The 20,932-nt window shown below is 39.3% G+C and carries 18 protein-coding genes; 13 read left to right on the top strand and 5 right to left on the bottom strand.

The window, feature by feature from the left end; genetic code table 11:
- From V6C71_08885 to V6C71_08870, 4 genes are all read left to right on the top strand, one after another.
- The coding region (locus V6C71_08885; protein ID HEY9768606.1) for a hypothetical protein at positions 1–280 on the top strand (280 nt) is incomplete at its 5' end.
- Between the two features lie 332 nt (positions 281–612).
- On the top strand, positions 613–1,242 hold the full coding sequence (locus tag V6C71_08880) for a hypothetical protein (GenBank protein HEY9768605.1): 630 nt from the start codon (positions 613–615) through the stop codon (positions 1,240–1,242).
- Between the two features lie 611 nt (positions 1,243–1,853).
- Positions 1,854–3,530: an alpha/beta hydrolase gene (locus tag V6C71_08875; protein HEY9768604.1), complete on the top strand. Its 1,677-nt coding sequence runs from the start codon at positions 1,854–1,856 to the stop codon at positions 3,528–3,530.
- Between the two features lie 715 nt (positions 3,531–4,245).
- Positions 4,246–5,085, top strand: coding sequence for a hypothetical protein (locus V6C71_08870; protein ID HEY9768603.1), 840 nt, complete (start codon positions 4,246–4,248; stop codon positions 5,083–5,085).
- 161 nt (positions 5,086–5,246) lie between these two features.
- Here the strand turns inward: V6C71_08870 and V6C71_08865 are convergent, their stop codons facing one another.
- The 3 genes from V6C71_08865 to V6C71_08855 form a co-directional block, all read right to left on the bottom strand.
- Positions 5,247–5,438 (bottom strand): hypothetical protein, encoded by a 192-nt coding sequence (locus V6C71_08865; protein ID HEY9768602.1) that lies wholly within the window; start codon positions 5,436–5,438, stop codon positions 5,247–5,249.
- 44 nt (positions 5,439–5,482) lie between these two features.
- Positions 5,483–5,851, bottom strand: a complete 369-nt coding sequence (locus V6C71_08860) for a response regulator (protein ID HEY9768601.1) — start codon at positions 5,849–5,851, stop codon at positions 5,483–5,485.
- 141 nt (positions 5,852–5,992) lie between these two features.
- The gene (locus V6C71_08855) at positions 5,993–6,154 is read right to left on the bottom strand and encodes a hypothetical protein (GenBank protein HEY9768600.1); all 162 of its coding nucleotides are present in this window, start codon (positions 6,152–6,154) and stop codon (positions 5,993–5,995) included.
- Between the two features lie 543 nt (positions 6,155–6,697).
- Between V6C71_08855 and V6C71_08850 the strand changes: the two genes are divergently transcribed.
- The 4 genes from V6C71_08850 to V6C71_08835 all read left to right on the top strand — a co-directional run bounded on the left by V6C71_08850 (position 6,698) and on the right by V6C71_08835 (position 7,826).
- On the top strand, positions 6,698–6,841 hold the full coding sequence (locus V6C71_08850) for a hypothetical protein (protein ID HEY9768599.1): 144 nt from the start codon (positions 6,698–6,700) through the stop codon (positions 6,839–6,841).
- Positions 6,842–6,872: 31 nt separating this feature from the next.
- Positions 6,873–7,139, top strand: a complete 267-nt coding sequence (locus tag V6C71_08845) for a DUF305 domain-containing protein (GenBank protein ID HEY9768598.1) — start codon at positions 6,873–6,875, stop codon at positions 7,137–7,139.
- 75 nt (positions 7,140–7,214) lie between these two features.
- Positions 7,215–7,460 (top strand): hypothetical protein, encoded by a 246-nt coding sequence (locus V6C71_08840; GenBank protein ID HEY9768597.1) that lies wholly within the window; start codon positions 7,215–7,217, stop codon positions 7,458–7,460.
- Positions 7,461–7,619: 159 nt separating this feature from the next.
- Positions 7,620–7,826 carry a hypothetical protein gene (locus tag V6C71_08835; protein HEY9768596.1) on the top strand — a complete coding sequence of 69 codons (207 nt, stop codon included), beginning with the start codon at positions 7,620–7,622 and terminating at the stop codon, positions 7,824–7,826.
- A gap of 238 nt (positions 7,827–8,064) precedes the next feature.
- Here the strand turns inward: V6C71_08835 and V6C71_08830 are convergent, their stop codons facing one another.
- Positions 8,065–12,885, bottom strand: a complete 4,821-nt coding sequence (locus V6C71_08830) for a translocation/assembly module TamB domain-containing protein (protein ID HEY9768595.1) — start codon at positions 12,883–12,885, stop codon at positions 8,065–8,067.
- Positions 12,886–12,891: 6 nt separating this feature from the next.
- Positions 12,892–13,185: a hypothetical protein gene (locus V6C71_08825; GenBank protein ID HEY9768594.1), complete on the bottom strand. Its 294-nt coding sequence runs from the start codon at positions 13,183–13,185 to the stop codon at positions 12,892–12,894.
- Positions 13,186–13,415: 230 nt separating this feature from the next.
- Between V6C71_08825 and V6C71_08820 the strand changes: the two genes are divergently transcribed.
- The 5 genes from V6C71_08820 (at position 13,416) to V6C71_08800 (ending at position 20,785) form a co-directional block, all read left to right on the top strand.
- On the top strand, positions 13,416–15,461 hold the full coding sequence (locus tag V6C71_08820; protein ID HEY9768593.1) for an ATP-binding protein: 2,046 nt from the start codon (positions 13,416–13,418) through the stop codon (positions 15,459–15,461).
- A 268-nt stretch (positions 15,462–15,729) separates the two neighbouring features.
- Positions 15,730–16,818, top strand: coding sequence for a response regulator (locus tag V6C71_08815; GenBank protein ID HEY9768592.1), 1,089 nt, complete (start codon positions 15,730–15,732; stop codon positions 16,816–16,818).
- A 63-nt stretch (positions 16,819–16,881) separates the two neighbouring features.
- Positions 16,882–18,585, top strand: a complete 1,704-nt coding sequence (locus V6C71_08810; GenBank protein HEY9768591.1) for a mechanosensitive ion channel family protein — start codon at positions 16,882–16,884, stop codon at positions 18,583–18,585.
- Positions 18,586–18,805: 220 nt separating this feature from the next.
- Positions 18,806–19,708, top strand: coding sequence for a DUF2382 domain-containing protein (locus V6C71_08805; GenBank protein HEY9768590.1), 903 nt, complete (start codon positions 18,806–18,808; stop codon positions 19,706–19,708).
- Between the two features lie 24 nt (positions 19,709–19,732).
- Entirely contained in the window at positions 19,733–20,785 is a 1,053-nt protein-coding gene (locus V6C71_08800; protein ID HEY9768589.1) for an AI-2E family transporter, read from the top strand.
- Positions 20,786–20,932: the final 147 nt, after the last annotated feature.

Below are 20,932 nucleotides of genomic sequence, written 5' to 3'. Positions count from 1 at the left end.
CATTCTTAACTTAGTTTTCCTAATCGGTTTACCTCTATCGCTTTGGTTATACGGTGTATGGAAGTTGGTGTATGGCGTACCTGCTTTGGCCATCGCTTTTCTTTGTCTTCCTTTGTTAACTACTATTTTGACAGTTGCACTACTGTTTTGTAGCTTACAAGTTTGGAAGAGAGGCTATTGGTCATTAATGGCGCGAGCGCATTACTCTTTGATTGCGCTTGCTGCTTTAGTTTTTATTCCCTTTCTAAACTACTGGAATTTATTAGGATTCAAATTTTAGATTTTAATTTCTTTTTAGTAAATAGAAATCTAAATTTTCAGCTTCCAAGAGTCAAGAGTAATAGTGTTATACCTAAATCAACCATTAATGAAAACCGTGATATTTGTCTATGTTTTATTTAAATCATTAGGTTGTTAAATGTTAACTTTTTTAACTCTACCAAAAGTTTAAATCAAGGAATATTGTCTTTTTATATATGTCTAAATAAAAAGATGAAAAACAAGATTTTCTGAAGTTAATTGTAAAAAAAAACTAACTTATGATAGATAATTTTTTAACAGATATTTATTAGTATAAGTTTAAGAAATAAATAGAAAATAAGAGTAAAAATAATGAACAACAAATTTGATAAACTGCATCTTTTAAATTCTAAGTTCATCAAACTTTTCCTAGTTACTTTGTCGTTCGGACTACCAGTTTTGACAACTGTGGAAGCAAAGGCAGATATGCAGGAAAATACGTCTCAAGGCGATCTGGAGATGGAACAAGGCAATGATAATATAGAACCAGAATCAGGCGCTTATGACAGTATTGATGAAGGTTACGATGGCGAACCAGTAACTACTATTCCTAAAGCTGAAGGAACTATTAATGTCATTGTTAAAAACAATACTAATGCAGCTATCGATTATCAAGCGATTGGCTTTACCGAAAATCAAACTCTTGAGGGGGGTGAGGAGCATACACTACGAGGATTGCCCGTACCTGTAGTCATTAGAGCAGCACGTCAGGATGATGGTTTTGTGACGACTGAGCCAATGGTGAACGAAGATGGAGTTTTGGAAGTAGCCCTCGACGAAGCTGGAGAGCGTAATATCGGTGTGGTTAGAATTGAAGAAGATGGCGAAGTCTATATTAATGAAGATTCAGAAGTAGGTGTAGATTCAGAAGATGACTCTATGTCTACCCAACAAATGGAGAACATGGACTCAGAAATGGAGATGGATAATATGCAAAAGTAATCCATGTTCCAAGAGGATATAGCAATCCTAAATGAATCATGAAAAAGAACCGTAGAGTAAAAGTTTGAGAAAATCAAAAATTTGATGCTCGGTAGCTAATTCAAATAGTCTTTTGGCGATCGCTAGTATTTTTCTGGCTTAAATGCGATCGCGAAGCCTACCCTTCGGGTAATCGCGTATGCGCCAGCGGTTGCCCTAAAGGATAATTGCGGTTAATAAAAATCCCTGTTTTTTGCCATCAGCGATGAGATAAAGCCGACCCTACACGATTGGCGCAGGTAGACCTTCGGCTATCGCTTTCTTGCTTTTAAAAAACTATAGCGATTCTCAATGAATCGTAAATTTTTTGTTCTCTGTTCCCCAAAGCAAAATTTAATTGTTCATAAATGAAATAAGATTACTATATAATACAAACTAGAAAAAATGCTATAAATAGTTTCAGTCAGTTAGACATATTAAATATCAATTTTTTTCTTTACTTATTACTTAAAAAATCGTTTTATAGTAAAAATTTAAGTATTTTAAGCTGTTATTTATTTAAACTGCAAATCTAAAAATTACCTGATCCCTACCCCTTAAACCCTACACTCAATCACAACAAGCTTTTTTAAATGCGTGACAGGTTATATGACTATTTGCTAAAAAGATTGGGAATTACACTCTCTATTTTGCTATTTTCTCTCATTTCAGCACCTACTTTAGCAGCCCAAAAAATTGAAGTTTCTTATGGAATTATTCAAAGTTCAATTGCTTTAGAAAAATTAGAACAATTCGCTAAAACTGGTATAACAGAAGGAGATATATCTTTTTTTGCCAATAATCTCAATCCAGAACAACTAATCAATTTACGTCGTCTTCTATTAACGCCAATCAACTTGAATTCAGTAGAAATTTCTCAGTTTTTTTACACACCAATTGGAGAAAATATATTAAAACAAGTCGCACAAATAATTCAAACTGAATCTGGTCGCTCGGATTTTTATGCAATTCGTTCAGCTTTAATTTTGGCTGCTGCGGAACAACCACATGGTTTTACTATCCTTGATATATTGCAAAAATATCCAATTAACGGTGTTAGTATCGATTTAGAGCGTAGTCTGGAACTTTCCGATAGACTGCGAACTTTAAAAGAACAAACACAGCAAGCGATCGCACTTATATCCAAACAATCAGCTACAGCAGCAAGCCAACAACAGCAAATCAATTTTTTCAATCTACCAGATTTGCGCTTACCAGGAAATTTTAGCTGGACTGTACAAACTTTAAAACTCAACGATCGACAGCGCGATTACCCGGAGGGTATCCTAAAGGACTCGCTTCGCAACCGCGAATTTATAGCCGATATTTATCTACCTCAGCCAGAACAAGCTAAAAAAACCACTTTTCCTGTAGTAGTCATTTCTCATGGTTTAGGTTCAGACCGCAATAGCTTTAGATATTTAGCCCAACAATTAGCTTCCTATGGTTTTGCCGTTGCCGTTCCCGAACATCCTAATAGCAATTCCGAGCAATTACGCTCGTTATTAACTGGTCGCATTAATGTAGTAACCGAACCAAAAGAGTTTATCGATCGCCCTTTGGATGTAAAATATCTACTCGATGTCTTAGAAAAACGCTATGGAAGTAATCTTAATTTGCAACAAGTTGGCGTTATCGGTCAATCGTTTGGTGGCTACACAGCACTAGCTTTAGCAGGTGCATCTTTAAATTTCGAGCAACTGCAAAAGGATTGTGGGGAGGTTGATGCCTTTTTGAATGTATCTTTATTACTTCAATGCCGAGCGATTAAATTACCTCAAATGCAGTATAACTTGCGAGATCCCAGAATTAAAGCAGCGATCGCGATTAATCCAATTAGCAATACTATTTTTGGTCGAGATGGATTAGAACAAATTTCCATTCCCGTAATGATCGTTTCCAGTAGTGGCGATCGAGTCGCACCAGCCTTACCAGAACAAATTCAACCCTTTAGCTGGTTGACGACAGAACAAAAATATCTCGTGCTTCTTGAAGGTGGAACTCACTTTAGTGCGATCGCTAAATCTGATTCCAGCCCAGATCCCATACAAATACCTTCTGAGATTATTGGTTCAGATACTGAAACTGAAATTGCTCGCCGTTATCTCAAAGCATTAAGCGTCGCTTTCCTGACAACATATATTAAAGATTCTCCAAAATTTCGCTCTTACTTAAGTGCTGACTACGCCAAAACTATCAACCGAGCGATTTTGCCTCTTCAATTCGTACAATCCCTACCCACAGATAGACAGACTCAAATTTTTCAGTAAGCTCGATCAAATAACTGGTGGTTCTTGTTGTTTCCAACTTCGCAGTCGAAAACCAAGAATCAACAGAAGTATGCCGAAAAAGATTGCATATCCGTCGATTAACCAAAGAATTGCTAATGACAATGCTCCTTATTCCCTCAAATAGCAACACCCAAGATGGTTGATGGTTTTTCCACATGGCGATTTCTTAAGGCGATTAAGGCAAAAATACTATCTACCAACACAAAAACACCAAACAGTACGATGTAAACTGATACCTAGAAAAGCCAAAACTGTTAAACCAAAGAGAATCGCGATCGCACCCCGCAAAGCCACCGCCCACCAGCGACGCGCCAGTAGACTACCTTTTTTCTTTCTTGCTTTTGAAGAGAGCTACAGGTTCACCAATCAAATAAGATTGCCATATAAAAGTCATTCTAATTTTTAGCGATCGCTATTAGACAAAAGTTTAAATTATTTTGATAAATAAAATTATGTTTTGGATTTATCAGAAAAGAGTTTGTCAAAAATATTTTTTATTTTTCTTAACTATTAAAATTTAATTTTTAAACTTTAATTTTAAATTTTCTTATCAAATACTTTAAACAGTAATCTAACTTTTGAGAGAGGAATTCTTATAACATTAGTTTTATTTTAAATATTAAAAGCAAGTCAATAAAAATAAGTAAATTGTTTATATATTTCAATATATAATCCTCGTTTAAGGAGTCAAATTATGTCAAAATATCGTTCGATGCCATGGAAAATTATATCCAAGAGTGCTTTAGGCTTATCTCTTTTAGCACTACCATTATTTACAACTGCAAGAAACACCAATTATTTCCAAGTTACGGCTCAAGAATCAAGACCCAGAGTAACTCCAGAAGAAATTATCGAACAAACCCAAAAACTTATCGGTAAAACGGTTACACTCAGAGGCGCAGTTGAAGAAATTAAATCAGAATCAGTTTTCGCTCTTGCCGACGAACTATATTTTGGTGGTCAAAGAGTACTAGTAATCGATCGTTCTGGTAAACTTTTGCCTGAACTACCAGAAAATGGCATCGTGCAGGTAACGGGTACAGTAGACCGAGTAATTACATCTAATATTATAGAAAATCAAGATTTAGATTTATCTCCAGATGTAGTTAAGCTTTATAAAGACCGACCAGCAATTATTGCCGAATCAATTACTTTATCCCCCTCTGCCAGCGAAATAACTGAAAATCCTCAAAACTTTTACAATAAACCAGTTGCAGTTAAAGGAAAAGTTGAAGAAGTACTAGATAACAATACTTTTACTTTGTCTGAGTATAATTTAAGTGGTGGAAAAGATTTATTAGTACTAAGCATTGCTCCTCAACCAACTCCTGAAATAAATGCAGAAATTTTTGCAAGAGGTAGTGTTCGTCCTTTTTCTCTAGCTGAGTTGGAAAGAGACTACAATTTAAATTTAAACCCAGAGCTAAAACAAAGATTGGAATCAGAATATTCTCAGCAAGCTGTATTAGTTATTGATAATATTACCCCTGCTAAAATCAACCTATCCGATCCCGAAGTCGATATTAATCCATAGAAATCTATAATTTTGAGATTACGCGCAAAATTCCTAGCATCGAAACTGTAAACTAAAAAACTCAATGCCAAAGTAATGGCAAAAGTAGTGTAAGCGTGAACAATTTCGTTATAAGCTCCTGGCATAGCAAAAAAGCCCCAAACCCAACCCATTGCATTTAATCAGACTGCTACAACCAACAAAAAATCAACTAGAGTTGGCAAGCGATCGTCTCGAACCACGAAAACGAAAGAGGCAACTAGAAACAAAGCAAGAGCTAAAGCATTGAGCCAATTACCTCTAGCAACAGCAAAGATAGTAAAAATAGCAAGTATTGCCTGTCCTACCCAAGCTATAATTCGATATCCCGCCAATTGGTACTTTTGATTCTTTTTTCTTAAAAACTTATATCAGGGTTTTAACTTAAAGCTGCTGCTACTTGATTGGCTATTTTTAAAGGATTAAACGGTTTATTAATTACGCCTTTTACACCTAATTCTGTAAACTTTGATTCCCAAGAAGGTCCTTTAGCTGTCATTAAAATAACAGGAATGTTGCTAGTTATTGGGTTAGATTGCAATTTTTTAAAAGTACTTAAACCATCGATCTTTGGCATCATTACATCCAAAAGAATTGCATCGGGTAGATTAATTTGAGCCAAATCTAATCCTTCACTACCAGAAGAAGCTGTTATGACTTGCCACCTTCCCATAATTTCTAAACAGGTTTGAATTAATTTACGAATATCATCTTCATCATCAATAACTAAAATTTTTTTAACAGTCACGATTAATTTATCCTCTTAATTAAAATCAGCTATAAAAATGGTTAATTACCTATTTTTTTTAATAAAGAATATTGGATTAGTAAAATTTATTGAGCAAACAAACTTGTTTTAATTATTAAAATAATTCAGTTAATAATTTTGTTAATCTATTTCTTCGGATGATGGCTCACTAATTCCATCATTAAAATCTGGGGCTTGCTTCAAAAATTGATTGGCAAATCTACCAATGACAAAAATACCTAAAATTATGGCGAGGGAGATCAAGAAGAGAAACAGTAGGTTGCTATGACGCTCTGGTTTCATCAGACTAACGCTCCAAAAGTACAAAATTTTTTGGTGGGATATAAGTAGGTGGGTGTAATTAAATAGAAAATAGCGATGACAGGGGGTAGGGGTTAGGGTTTAGGGAAAAAAATTGAAGGTTCGGGTTTGATAAATTATTTCGCCTACCTACTTATATACTTTCTAGTTAAAACTAATTAGGTGGAAAAGTCGAGGAGAAATAGAGGAATTTTGCCACTCAGATGCATCTCTTGCTGGCAATATATTTTAAAAGCCACATTTAGCAGATCCACAGATTCACCTTGCCCAAATCCAGCAGGTAAAGCGATCGCATACATACAAAAATGAAATTTGGATGAAATTCCTATAGTTCTTTAGAAACAAATTTTAATTGCACCATTAGGTAGATGCAGTCACCTATGCCACTTTTTACAGTGAAGCTGAAGCAGCAAAATCGCTATCAATAGAAATAAGTTACACGATGAAAAAAAATTTGCCATTTCATTTACAGTCTCGTTACTTTTAGCAAGGCTGAATCTCTAAACCAATAAGAAAACATCCAACATGAAGTCCACACACAATACTGAGTCTAAATCTGACATGAAATCTCAATCGGGCATGAAGTCTTATGTTACCCTTGCTGATTGCACTGTCAATTTCTTACGTCGTGATGTTCGCTATCATGTATTCGCGAGTCAACGAGTTTAGTAACCTGTTCCTCAGCTTAAACCAGGTGTACATGACAGGGCTACTGATCTCGGCAATGCTGATCATCATACTTCTGGCGTTGGGAACGTTACTAATATTAATGTTCTGGACTTTAGTTCGGACGCAAGCGGGAGTAGGAAACCAGCAATTTTTACGCTCAATGATTCCCCACCATGCTGCTGCTATTCTCGTTTGTCAACAGTCAGCGATAACAAACCCACGCATTGAGGAGCTATGCACGGAGATTGTTCGGACACAGAAGGAAGAAATCCGAATTATGAAAGAACTAATAGAGTAGCCTCAACCGAAATCAAATTTTTTTCCAACTCATGAGGAATTTAATTTATAGAATAGCTAATTTTCGATTAAAATCTTGTTTCATCCTCAACTACGGCGCAATTCTCACCAGCAAAATAGTAAAACCGCGCAATCTAACTTCATCATTTTTACCTTGCCCAAATCCAGCAGGCAACGCGATCGCCTACATACAAAAATAACTAATCAAAAAATTAGAAAAATAAAAATTCCAACCGAAAATTTTTCTTGGCAAATAAGCGTAAAAATTGCTGGTATTGCTGAACTTAAAATGCAGTTAAATATACCCAAATCGCAGAACTAATCAGAAATATTGAAGACAATGTTAGTTAATATTTGTTTATTCTATTAGATAGAAATTTATTAAAAAGATCTATCTAATGACTGAGGTTTCATATTAAAAGTTTCATTAATCTAACCAATAGAAATAATTTTTAGTTTAAGTTCAAATAGGAGGTTTTTCATGATTAATCAAACAAGTCAAAAGAATTTTTTTCTAAAACCGGTAGGAGCGATCGCACTAGCATTTTTTGCCATTATTCTTCCAGCTTGCGATGCTGGCGTAGAAGAACCGTATGAAGAAGAAGAAGGTGTGCTTGAAGAAAGAGAAGGTGTGCTTGAAGAAGAAGGTGTGCTTGAAGAAGAAGGTGTGGGCGAAGAAGAAGACTAACTAAATCGTGAGAAAAATCCATATCGCGACTCGAAGCAAGGTATGGATAAAAAAAATATTAGTCAACTATGATAAGTTAATCACTATGTTATTTGTCAATCGGTTTCTAGCTTTCAGCTATTAGCTTTTGAGATATTTTCAGTAACTCTAAAAGCAAGCGATCGACTCTGCGCTAGCGTAGCCAAATAATCTTCAATTGGGATCTTCAATTCAGAATATTTTTTGAAAAACTTTAGAACTAAAATCTTTTTTCATACTCAACTACGGCGCGATTCTCACCAGCAAAATTGCTAGAACCACGCAATCTAACGTCATCACTAAGGCGGTAAATTAGGTTATAACGTAGAGGTTCATCAGCAGTAATAACATAGGACACAGAAACCGAAAAATCGTTAATCAAATCGAATATTGCCTCTGCTGCTAAACCAAGTACCGAAGTATTATCCTCCAAGTCAGTTACAATCGTTGGAAACAAGCGAAATTCACTAATGCCGATCGCGGAAAATAGTTCGCTAAAGTTGCCTTGCAGGTTGTTAAAGAGAGTCGAACCACCGATAGCAGCAAGTCCTAAAGCAGGATTGGCTTGACCCACATTAAAAGCATTAACAAAAGAACCTCCCAGCAAAGCCACAATTTCTGCTTCACTGCGCGCAGGATCGCTAGTTAGTTCTACATTCTCCTCTAATTCGCTGGCCGCTCCCTGTACCGTTGCTTCTACACGAACACTACTAATAGTACCGAAATCAGTTGCAGAAAGGTCTTGAATTTCGTTAGATATAACAGGACTTGTAGTTGGTCTACTGATCCTACCGCCAGTTACCGTCGGTACAGTTGCCACAAGATTAATATTGAGAATGGGATCGAGTCCTCCTCGGGGAGTAAATCTTGCCGTTTGTTCAGAACCGCGATCTAAAGTGAATTGAGTTGTAAATAAATTAATTTGTCCCCCTGTCAAACTGACAACTCCTACAGGACGAGGATTATCTAAAGTGCCATTAATTGTTAGATCCCCCTCTGCTTCAAAGTTGAGTAAGGGCTGATTGATGATACGAACATTTTCAGCGAGAACCAATTGTAACCCAGTAAAGGTTATGGGAGATTCGGAGATAGAAGTTTCTGGTGGTGTTTCCAAAACGGCTGGATCGGCTTCTGTTATTGGGGTTTGTTCTGTTCCTCCAATTAATACTTCACCGTTGGTTAAACGAATTGTTCCGCCAAGATCGGGAGAAAAGACTGTATTGGTAATAGCAATATTGCCACTAACGTCGCCTTGATATAGTCCTTTGAGATTAATACCCAGATTGTTGAAAGATACAGTCAGAGGGTTGTTTGCTGCTAGTTGCTGGGCTGGTTCGGTATTAAAAATAGGTAAGACTCCTTCAGCCGTGATGCGATTGGGCTCCGCCCACGCTCCGCGATCGCGATTGTAATTTGCTTGAATCTCTTCTACAATAAGGCGATCGCCATTAAACTCTAACTGACCAGTTACATTCGTCAGGGGTTGCGGTAAAGCTTGCGTCCTAAAAGTAGCATTGTCAACCGAAGCTGTTCCAATTACCCTCGGCTGGTTTAAAGTTCCTCCCACCTCAATATTGACTTGTCCCTGACCATCTACCCAAGTAACTGCATTGGTAAATAAATTGAGTAATGCCAAGTTTTCATTTTGTACGTTCGCTTCAAGGTTAATGCGATCGCTATCTGGCTCGACAGAAGCAAATGGCAACTCTACGGGGATACTACCTGTAATTTCTCCTGGCGGCTGTGTCTGTGCTACTGATACATTACTCTCAAAATTTAACCGTGCATCGTTATAAGTAAAATCAAGTTGTGCGGTTTCGAGGGGTTGCTTGTTTACCCTTCCCCCAACTAATGCCACCTCGCCTTGGGCAGCAGGATTGTTTAAACTACCTGTTATATTGACGAGTGCGTTTACTTCACCTGCCACATTCACGGGTAATGCTGTCGGTAAAAAAGGCTCGATCGAGGTTACTGGCAAAGATTCTACTTCTAACTGTCCCGATAATTCCTTTTGTCCCAACTGTCCGCTATAAGCTAAAAATGCTTCACCCAGATCGACTCGTAAAGGTTGCAGGGTCAAAACCCCATTCTCATAAGTTCCTTGGGCGATCGCTTCATCAATGGTATATTCTCCCCACACCCAATCATCGCCGAAAAGATCGAAGTTAACGTTAAATGCTTGTTGCCTTCCTGGCTGTAACGAACCAGATACAGTTATAGTGCCATTGAGAGTACCATTTAATTCGGCTAAAGTCGGGATGGTAGTTTCGCTGCTTTCTCGACGTTGTGCTACTAAGGCTTTTATTTCTAAGAATCGACGTAGTTGAGCGAGTAGGGAAGCATTGGGCAAACCGACAGATATGTTTTGGAGAATCTTTGCTCCTGCTAAATTTGCAGGTTGAGTCTCGCTAGCAAAATCTTGAGATGTCAATGAATTTAAAGTTTGTAAGACACGCTGGATTCTGACAGAGTCTAAGTTAATTTGAAACTGAAACTCGCTTCCTGCTTGCAAATCGCCACTCAAAGCAATACGACTCTCATCTTGAAGTAATTGACCCTCTCGCAAAGTAAAATCGCCATTTTCATAACGAATACGTCCACGAAATTCCTGGGCTGTAATTGAGCCTAATCTCGGTTGAGCGATCGCGAATTCTCCCACAACGCTCGATTCAGCAATATTTTCAGCTAGATCGATAACTAGGTTGCCCGATATATCCCCAGCGATCGGTTCTAAATTTTGTAAAGCATCGCCTGGTATAGCGTTTCTCAGCACGGCTACGGGAAAATCTTCGACATCGACAATGAGATTTTCACCTTTAGTTATGCTTCTGGCTACAGCCTGATTGCGTCTAATAAAAAATGAAGAGGGCTGATTATTAGGATCGAGGACAAAAGCAAGTCGATCCTGCTGACCGCTTACTTGCAGTTGTGTCTGTTGACCTGCTTGAGCATTTAATCTTCCTGTTAAAACTGGCTCGAAGGCTAAATCGTTAACAGTTAAATTTTGTAGTCGAATATCTCCTATGGCATTGGGTGCGTTGGGACTTCCCGTGACCCGTCCAGTAAAATCTCCTGCACCCGTCAGGGCAATATTACCAGGAAAATCTAAACCAAGATATTGTAAATCATAATCATCTGCTCGAACGTTGAGATTAAAGGCTGCGATTTCTGGTATTTGGTTTTCCTCTAACCGCACGCCTACAGTTCCATTAGCCTTAAAACCTGGTGCAGTTGCCTCGCGAACGATAATTTGCTCGCCATTCCAACGCACCTGTGCTGTCAGGGGTTGCTCGATTAAAGCTAATCCTTGGGAAAACCCTACCTGTCCTTGTGCTTGAATGTTGGATAAATCAAAAGCAGTTCCCGAAAAGCGCAAATTGGTATTTAATTGTCCTCGTAAGTCCTGATTAAATTGATTAAGTGCCACGTTAGAAGCATTGACAACACCTTGAAACTGACCTTGGTTATATTGACCGCGACCTCGTACCGTACCACCTGCCACTTGAAAGACAGCATTTCTAACTAGAGTTCTCCCCTCATTGGTAACTACAACTTCCGCCCGACCTGGATAGGTAGCATTGGAAGTTCGTAATTGAGCTACAGTTCTTATATTATCAGGAGTTCCCGCAATCCTTGCCGTTCCCGAAACATCGCCAATGGTAAAGTCTGGGGAATTTCCATACCCACGGGCGATCGCATTTCCTGAAACGTTTTGCCCCTGCAAATTTACAACAAGTTCGTTTTGTTCTAAGTCGATCCGACCACTACCAGTTACCAAACCCCCTGCTACAGGAGTACCACGAATATTGGTAAAGGTAAGCTGTTCTGGGGTAAGACGAAAGCGAGTGTTTAGGTTACTAAATTCAAGGCGATCGATTTTGGCAGTTTGAATCGTGCTAACGTTTCCAGTTAAGATCGGTTGTTCAATCGCGCCTTGTAACTGAAGATTGGCTTGTAGTGTTCCTGTCGTCGGAAATGGCAAATCGACATCTAAAGTATCGAACAAATTTTTGGCACTAACAGCGTCAACTTGACCTGAGAGATTATAACCTTCTAGGGTATTTAACGACCCAGCAAACTGAATGGGAATTGTACCATAGCGAGTAGTAAGATTTTCTAAGGCAATATTCTGACCTTTTTGAAATATTAGTGTTCCTTGAGTATTAAAGAACTTTTGCGGAATATTGGGAATTTGGGCAGTGACGTTACTCAAATTTGCTTGACCTAAAACTACTGGTTGCTCTCGATCGGGCTGCAATTGTACTGTTAAGTCTGCGTCAGTACGTCCTGCTTGCAGGGTTATAGGTAAATCTAATAAGCGACTAACATCGGCAGCTAATAGATTTTGCCCTTCAATGGCAAGTTCGGTTTGTTGCGATGTAGGCAAATATTCCCCATTAATATCAAAATTACCGCCTTTAGTGGGTTGACCATTGACTTCAAACTCAATACCCCGATCGGACTCCAAAAACCGAGCAATAGCATCTACCTGAGCGATCGCAACTTGACCTTGAGGTCTACCAGGTTCAGGAGTTGGGTTTAACACCAGATCGGCATTTTTCGCTTTAATCGTTTCCAAATCAATCTCAATAAAATCGCTTCCTCCTTCAGGGAGTTGAATTGCCGTTGAAATCCAGCTACCATCTGGTGTTTGGTCAAGATAGATATCAGGATCGATTAAGGTGACATTTAAACCTAAAGTTTGGTTAATCAGGAGTCGCCAAAGATTGAACTCAACTTTTACTGCTTCTGCTGTTATGCGATCGCGATCTTTGGGAGTAGCCGGAATTGATGCAGAGTCAAATCGCAAACTATTAAGAGAAAAACCTGCTACTTCCCCAATTTCTACGGGTCTTCCAAGTAATTGCTTGAGATTTCTTTCAACTAGTGGTACTAACCTTTCGTCGATTAAGTTGCGAGCATACCAAGCACCAGCAATAAAGGCAACAAGAAAAACTGCACCGACAGCGATACTGGTGCGACTTGATATAAAAAGCCACAAACGTTGAGAAAAATTCGATTCGGATTGATTATTAGTCACTGATTCTTAGTTGCGAGTACGCGATACCCCACCAAAAGCAAACAGTGTGATACCTTCTACAGGAATACCTTTGGCTCTAGCTACAAAAGAGCGAGAGAGTTCATGAGCCAGTAGCGAAGCAAAAAATAACAATGTCGTCACGACTCCTATGATGATATATGTCCCTTGGGAGAGTCCTGGATAGTTAGCTGGAAATACATTGCCAATAAAAGTCCATAAGATTAGAAAAAAAATAAGAAACCAAGATAAATCGACGCGGATTTCAAACCCAAAAATAGAACCTAATCCGAAGCCTCGCATATTAATATCAAACTAAGATAAATAGCGATCGCGCTACTTTGAATGTTATGGATATCGATAACTACTAACAAAAATTAAAAAAAGAAAATGCCCAACCCATCCAATACTCACTTGTAAAAGTTTGGGGAAGGCATTAAGAAGGAACAAGATAACACAAAATTTATGCTTTTAAAGTTAAAGCGCAAAAGTGGAAAAGTCGGGGAAAAATTACTGTTTGAAAAAAGTGAACTATGATCGAATTAAACAGCGCACATTTGAAACAATATGGTATCGCGTTTGTCGCTGTCTTCGTAGCGTTTATACTGACACGCTTGATGTGGTGGCTGATTCAACCCCATTTGTATCCACTATTTCTGGCTGCGATCATGGTCAGTTCTTGGTACGGTGGGATGGGAGCGGGATTGTTTGCTATTGTTTTAGCTGTCGTCGTCCGCATTTACTTTATTCCTCCTTCATTTTTTTCGCTAACATTCAATCGAGTCGGCACTATCGGCGGATTAATACAATTTGTGTTAGTAGGATTACTGCTTGTATTTCTCAACACTAAATTGCGTTTCACCCAACAGCGAGCAGAACGTCATGCCAAAGAAGCACAGTACAATTTTAAGCGTCTGCGTCAAAGCGAAGAACGCTATTACTTGCTCTTAGAGGGAGTTACCGACTACGCTATTTTTATGTTAGATGTAAACGGTTTTATTAGCAGTTGGAATGCTGGAGCAGAAAAGATCTTAGGCTATCGAGAAGCAGAGATTATCGGTCAACCTTTTTCTCATCTGTTTACCCGAGAAGCGATCACCCAAGGTTTACCAGAACGAGTATTAAATACAACAATAACCGAAGGATTTTCTCGAGAAAATCGCTGGCACATCCGCCAAAATGGCTCGTTCTTTTGGGCGCATTGTTTTATTACTCCTTTGCGAGATAGAGAGGGAAATCTCTATGGGTTTTCCAAAATTATGCAAGATATTACCGAGCGCAAGCAAGCAGAAGAGGAACGAGAGCAATTACTATTACGTGAACAAGCTGCGCGTGCAGAAGCAGAAGCTGCTAACCGTACCAAAGATGATTTCTTAGCAATAATTTCTCACGAATTACGCACACCCATGACAGCGATCGTCGGTTGGGCTGGAATGTTGCAAACTGGTATGCTAGATGAGGAGAAAGCAGCAGGAGCAATAGAAACAATCGAACGGAATGCCAATTCGCAGATGCAACTGATTGAAGATCTCCTCGATATTTCGCGCATCGTCAGAGGAGATATTTCCCTCAATTTCGGCAGAGTCAATTTGATTGATGTTATTACATCAGCGATTGAAGTTGTGCAGCCTACCGCAGATATTAAAGGAATTGATCTAGAGTCTGTTTTCGCTCCCTCTGTAGAAGATTCTAAAATTTCTTCCCCATCTTTCCTAGTTCGAGGAGATTGGGAGCGCTTGCAACAGGCGATCTTAAATTTACTGTCCAATGCTATCAAATTCACTCTTTTTGGCGGACACGTCGAGATACGATTGTCGGTAATCAATTATAGCGAACAAAAAACAACAAATCGTTATGTTCAAATTGAGGTCAGCGATACGGGAATTGGAATTAGTGCCGAGTTTTTGCCCCATGTGTTCGATCGTTTTCGTCAGGCAGATAGCACGAGTTCTAGATCGAGTAAAGGTTTAGGTTTGGGATTGGCGATCGCGCATCATTTAATAAAGCTTCACGGCGGCACTATTAAAGTAGAAAGTCCAGGCATAGGACAAGGGGCTACTTTTACAGTCATCTTACCTCTTTTGGAAAGATCCCGAGAGGTAGGGGAAGTAGGGGAAGTAGGGGAAGTAGGGGAAGTAGGAGAAGTAGGAGAAGTAGGAGAAGCAAGGGAAGCAAGGGAAGAGTCTACTATTTCTCTAACTGGTTTGCAGGTCTTGGTTGTAGACGACGATGAAGATGCACGAAGGTGGATAAGTGTAGTACTCGAAGAATGCGGGGCGGAAGTTGTGGCTGTGGGTTCTGTAAGTGAGGCACTTGAATCACTAGAACGACAAAGACCAGATGTATTGGTAAGCGATATTGGAATGCCAGGAGAAGATGGTTACGCACTCATCCGTAAAATTAGAGAACTCGAACCAGAGATGGGAGAGCGCATACCTGCTCTTGCTCTGACGGCGTATGCTAGAGTTGAAGATTACCAAAAAGCTTTAGCCGAGGGCTTTCAATTACATATTTCTAAACCAATTAAGGCGATTGAATTGATTGCCCTTGTTGCTAGTCTTGCCAGAAGTGAGGAATAAACTATTCAACATTTAGTTTACTACAGGGTAGACGAGGTGATACGCTGTGTGTTCTAATAGTACATTTTTAACTTAGAATATAAAATAATCGATCCTTGGGTTTCGGATTTCGCTCAGATGAGTACCAAAAAACTGTAACCAACATTTTTTTACAGATGTACCTTTTTTAGCCACTTTTGGTAGATGTTAAGTGGAACGAAAAAATTTATTACAGGTATAAATACAAATTTTGCTATCGATCGCTTTTTCAAAAAACAACTTTAATTTTATGAAAATTCTGGTAGTTGAGGATGATAATTATATAGCTCAATTCATGGCTACGACACTGGCTAAACAACAGCATTATTTGGTCGATATCGCTTCTGACGGTCAAAATGGCTGGGAATTGGCAACTGCATTTAACTACGATTTAATTTTGCTCGATGTTATGCTGCCAGAAATAGATGGGATTAGCTTGTGTCAAAAATTACGACGAGAAGGTTATCATACGCCTATTCTGATGATTACGGCAAAAGATACTAGAACCGACAAGGTTAAAGGGTTAGATGCAGGTGCAGATGATTACCTCGTCAAACCCTTCGATTTTCAAGAGTTATTGGCTAGAATTCGCGCCTTACTGCGTCGGGCAAATACGCCTCTTCCTACAGTCTTGGAATGGGGGCTTCTACGGCTCGATCCCAGTAGCTGCAAAGTCACCTATGATGATCGAGTTTTACACGTCACAGCCAAAGAATATTCCTTGCTAGAGCTTTTTCTCAGAAACGGTCAGCGCGTTTTCAGTCGCAGCGCGATCGTCGATCTTTTATGGAATTTAGAAGATCCTCCTCAAGAAAATACGATTAAGTCTTATATCAAAAGCTTAAGACAGAAACTTAAAGCAGCAGGTGCGCCAAGTGATTTGATTGAAACGGTATATGGTTTGGGTTATCGTTTAAAATTGCTGGAAAAAGAGCCAGCCGAGCCAGATCTCAACGAGATGAAACAACAGATCTTATCAGCAGTCGCTGAATTTCGGGACGCTCTTGAAGCGGGAATTAGCGATCGCCTCTCAGTAATAGATTTGGCAATTCAAGCTTTAGGTCGAAATAAACTAACTTGGCAATTACGGCAAAAAGCAGAACAGGAAGCTCATAAGTTAGTAGGTGCCTTGGGTAGTGCTGGTTTTACCGAGGGGTCGCGAATAGCGCAAGAAATAGAAACACTGCTTGGGAAACAAAATTGCTATGGTTGCGCTCCGCGCACTGGCAAAGCCAATCAAACTCAGTTTCTCACCTTAACTCAACTTGTCAAAGAATTACGTTATCAAATTGCGATCGCTCCAACTCATGTTATTGGTATAGAGGCTATGTCGACATAAATTATTACTTAAGTAGATTTTTTTGGTTGTTCCTACAGAAGTTCAAAGTTAGAGGAGATGAGAATGAGAATTCGCAAACGAATTCAAGCTAAGTTTGTCACTGTAGGAGTAAGCGCGATCGCCTTAATATTAATTTCTTCAACTTCCGTCGTCTTCGGACAAACTCCGCAAATACCCAATTTGAATTTACCGCAGCTTAATAATTTGCTGGTTGCTAATAGCAGCGATCGAACAGTTCAAACAGGTACGGTGAACTTAGATGGTAATCAGTTATTTACGATCGCTACTCCTGTAACCACCGATGGAGGCAATAACCCCATCAATCAACGAGTTAAAACTATCGAAAATAATCTAGAACAAATTGTCAGCAGTGATTATGAGCGCTTAGAAGTCACAACGAAAATCGATCAAAGTAGTGGTTTGCCAATTATTTCCGTTAACAACCGCTATTTAATGACTGTAACGACCTTAGATGCCCAAATACACGGAAGTAACCCACAAAGGCTGGCAAACGAATATGCTTCTATTGTCAAAACGTCGCTACTGAGAGCAAAAAAAGAAAGGCAGCCCAATTTTCTCGTCCGTCAGGGAATCATTACTGGGGGAATTGTTGTCGGCGCGATCGCTCTTAGTAGTGTATTTGCCACCTGGCAGCGACGCTACCAACGTCAAAAGCAAACAATAGAAGCCGAAATTCCCGACAATCCCCTAAATTCTTCTCAGTCGAGCGAGCAGTTGAATGCAGATACAGAATTGATAGTACAGCAGCAATTAATCAAGCAAAGACAGCGTAACTCTAGTGATTTAAAACGGCGACTTTTGCATTTAGGACAAGTTGGGATCTGGGGAGGCAGTACCTTTATTATCTTGGAACTGTTTCCTTATACTCGTTGGCTGCAACCATTAATAATATCAACACCTTTACAACTTTTAGGCATCGGCATAGGAACTTACGTATTGCTTCGACTCGACGATCTTTTGACCGATCGCTTTTTTGAAACTGTACAAACAAGTGAATTTCTGACATCTCAAACTTCTCATCGACGCGCTTTACGTCTTTCTACCCTGTCGCGGGTAATAAAAAGCGTTACGAGCATTATTTTAGTAGGTACAGGAGTATTAATTGCTTTATCGGCGATCGGCGTAGATTTAGTACCTCTACTGGCAGGTGCGGGAATTATTGGTCTAGCGATTTCTTTTGCTGCTCAAAGTGTTGTCAAAGACGCAATTAACGGATTTCTGATTTTGGTTGAAGATCAATATGCTGTCGGCGATGTCATCTCTATTGGCAATGCAAATGGCTTAGTCGAAAATTTGAACTTACGAATCACCCAGCTTCGAGATAGCGAAGGGAAATTAATTACTATTCCTAACAGTGCAATTATCGTCGTCGAAAATCACTCTAAAGATTGGTCACGAGTCGATTTAACCATTAAAATTGCCTATGGAACGAATCCCGATCGCGCCTTAAAAGTCTTGCAAGAAATCGCTCAAGAAATGTACCGCGATCGCTATTGGCAGACTCAACTGATCGAACTACCAGAAGTCTTAGGCATTGATGCAATTGAACACTCTGGAATGTTAATTCGCGTCTGGCTTAAAACTGAACCCTTACAGCAATGGAAAGTTGCTCGTGAGTTTCGCCGTCGTCTTAAGCTAGCGATGAAAGATAAAGGAATAGAAATAGGTACTCCTAGACAGTTTTTGCATTTTCAAGATCCTTTAACATTAGACAATTTGCCTGTCCAAAGTAATAGTCATTCATAGACTCTAGGATATCGTCTGATGTGACTCCACGTTTAACTAAAATCTTGCGTCTAGCTTGTAGTTTAACTGTGGTATTTGGGTTAAAGGGAAACGATGATTGAAGTACATCATACCTTGTTCACCAACACCGATAAAACTTTTAATGTTCCCCGAGTTTTCCACATTTAAAATTTAACTTGATATCCAATTAGCTTGTACTTAAAATAGGAATGAAAATAAAATGGTTCTTTACAAACTAGAAGAATTTAATCCGAACTACCAAGATGCTTTTGAGGGTGATGACATCAAAAAATATGATGTTTATTCAGACATAGACGATGACAAAATTGGCAGCGTTAAAAACATCATGGTTGACGAGACAGGCCGTTTTCGATATTTGGTAGTTGATACGGGTTTTTGGATTTTTGGTAAGCAAGTGTTGCTACCTGTGGGACGTTCTCAAATAGATTTTAGCGATCGCCGTGTATACGCTGTAGGGTTAACTAAAGAGCAAGTGCAAAATTTACCCGAATTTAGCGAAGATCTCAATATAGATCGCGACTATGAAGAACGGGTAACGGGAGTATATGGCGCTCGAACTATGGGGACGGCAACTCAGTTAGGTACTGCTAGTGCTTCTATGCCTAATGTAGCTCCTGAAACAACAATGCCTTCAACTGAAACTGACTACGTTGAGCGCGATCGAGACATTTATCAACAAAAACCAGATCTATTCGAGATGAGCGATCGCGACCATCAAACTCTCAAACTCTATGAAGAGCGATTAGTTGCCAACAAACAACGCCAAAAAACTGGAGAAGTCAGCATTGGTAAACGCGTTGAAACCCAAACCCAAAACGTTGCTGTCCCAGTTGAAAAAGAGCAAGTCGTTATCGAGCGCAAAATTCCAGAAAACGCAGGTCAGCCAGTTTCGCCTGGGGAAGCTGACTTTCGCGAGCAAGAAGTAGCTCGCATGGATGTTTACGAAGAAAAACCCGAAATTGGCAAAGAAGCAGTATTGCGTGAAGAAGTTAGTGTTAGAAAAGAGGTTAAGCGCGATACCGTCAATGCGAGCAAGCAAATTCGTCGAGAAGAGTTAGACGTAGATAGCGAAGGTCGTCCGATTGTGGATAAAAATTCCTAAGCAATTTTTAATGGAGATAAAGTTGTGCGCTTCGGGCAATGGCTGGGTTTAATCGCCCTGATAATTTCTCTTTACATTCTGTGGCAAATTCGGCAAGTTGTTCTGCTGCTATTTGCTGCCGTCATTTTGGCAACAGTTTTAAACCGAGTCGTGCGCCGATTGCAGCGCTCGCGCGTCAAACGAGGATTTGCCATTGCTATTACAATTATTATTCTCCTGGCAGTCATCATTGGCTTTTTTGCGCTGGTTGTACCGAGAATTGTTGAACAGTTACAACAATTAGTTGGTATTTTGCCACAAGTACCCCAACGACTGCGTACTTGGTTTGAGCGGTTGCAATCTGTAATTCCTGACTCAATGTTAGAACAATTCCAAGAGTTTCGCGGTTTAGAAAATCTCACTCAACAAGTACAAACATGGATTTCGCGATGGCTAAACAACTTTTTTGTTTTCCTGAATAACTCTTTCAGTATTGTCTTGAGCATCTTGCTGTTTTTGGTTCTAACCATCATGCTCTTAGCAAATCCTGCTCAATACCGACGCATTTTTATCTTGGCTTTTCCTGCCTTTTACCGCAGGCGGGTTGATGAGATTCTTGGTGAGTGCGAAGCTTCGTTGGTTGGCTGGATTAAAGGTACACTAATCGCTATGGCTGTTATCGGCTTGGTGTCTTTTATTGGGTTGTCAATTTTGGGAGTTCCTCTGCCTTTTGTTAACGCGATTTTGGCAGGTTTATTGGAATTTGTTCCCAATGTTGGACCAACCTTGAGCGTCATACCACCGGCACTGCTTGCCTTGCTCGTGGCCCCTTGGAAATCTCTGGCAGTAATATTGCTTTACATCGGGATTCAGCAGTTTGAAAGCCTAGTTTTAGTGCCTCTGATTATGAAAAAAGAGGCAGATCTGTTGCCAGTATTTACAATCTTGGCAGTTGTGGTTTTTGCTAGCTTGTTCGGATTCTTGGGTTTATTTCTCGCTATTCCTCTATTGATTGTGGTGCAGATTTGGCTCAAACAAGCTTTAGTTAAAGATATTCTCAACAAATGGAATTCCAATAAAACCAACAATTTAAATTGATATTTGTTGTTCTAAGTAGATGGGTGTAATTAAATATAAGATAGATAAGGAGAAAAAATGAAATAAGCATGCCAGCACCACTGCGTATTCAACTAAATCCAGAAGAAGAAGAGACCTTAGCCGAATTACGAAAAGCAATTTCAGTTC

The organism is Coleofasciculaceae cyanobacterium (assembly GCA_036703275.1).
Lineage (GTDB): Bacteria > Cyanobacteriota > Cyanobacteriia > Cyanobacteriales > Xenococcaceae > Waterburya.
The sequence above is the reverse complement of the archived record's forward strand: the minus strand, read 5'-3'. Positions and strand labels throughout refer to the sequence as shown.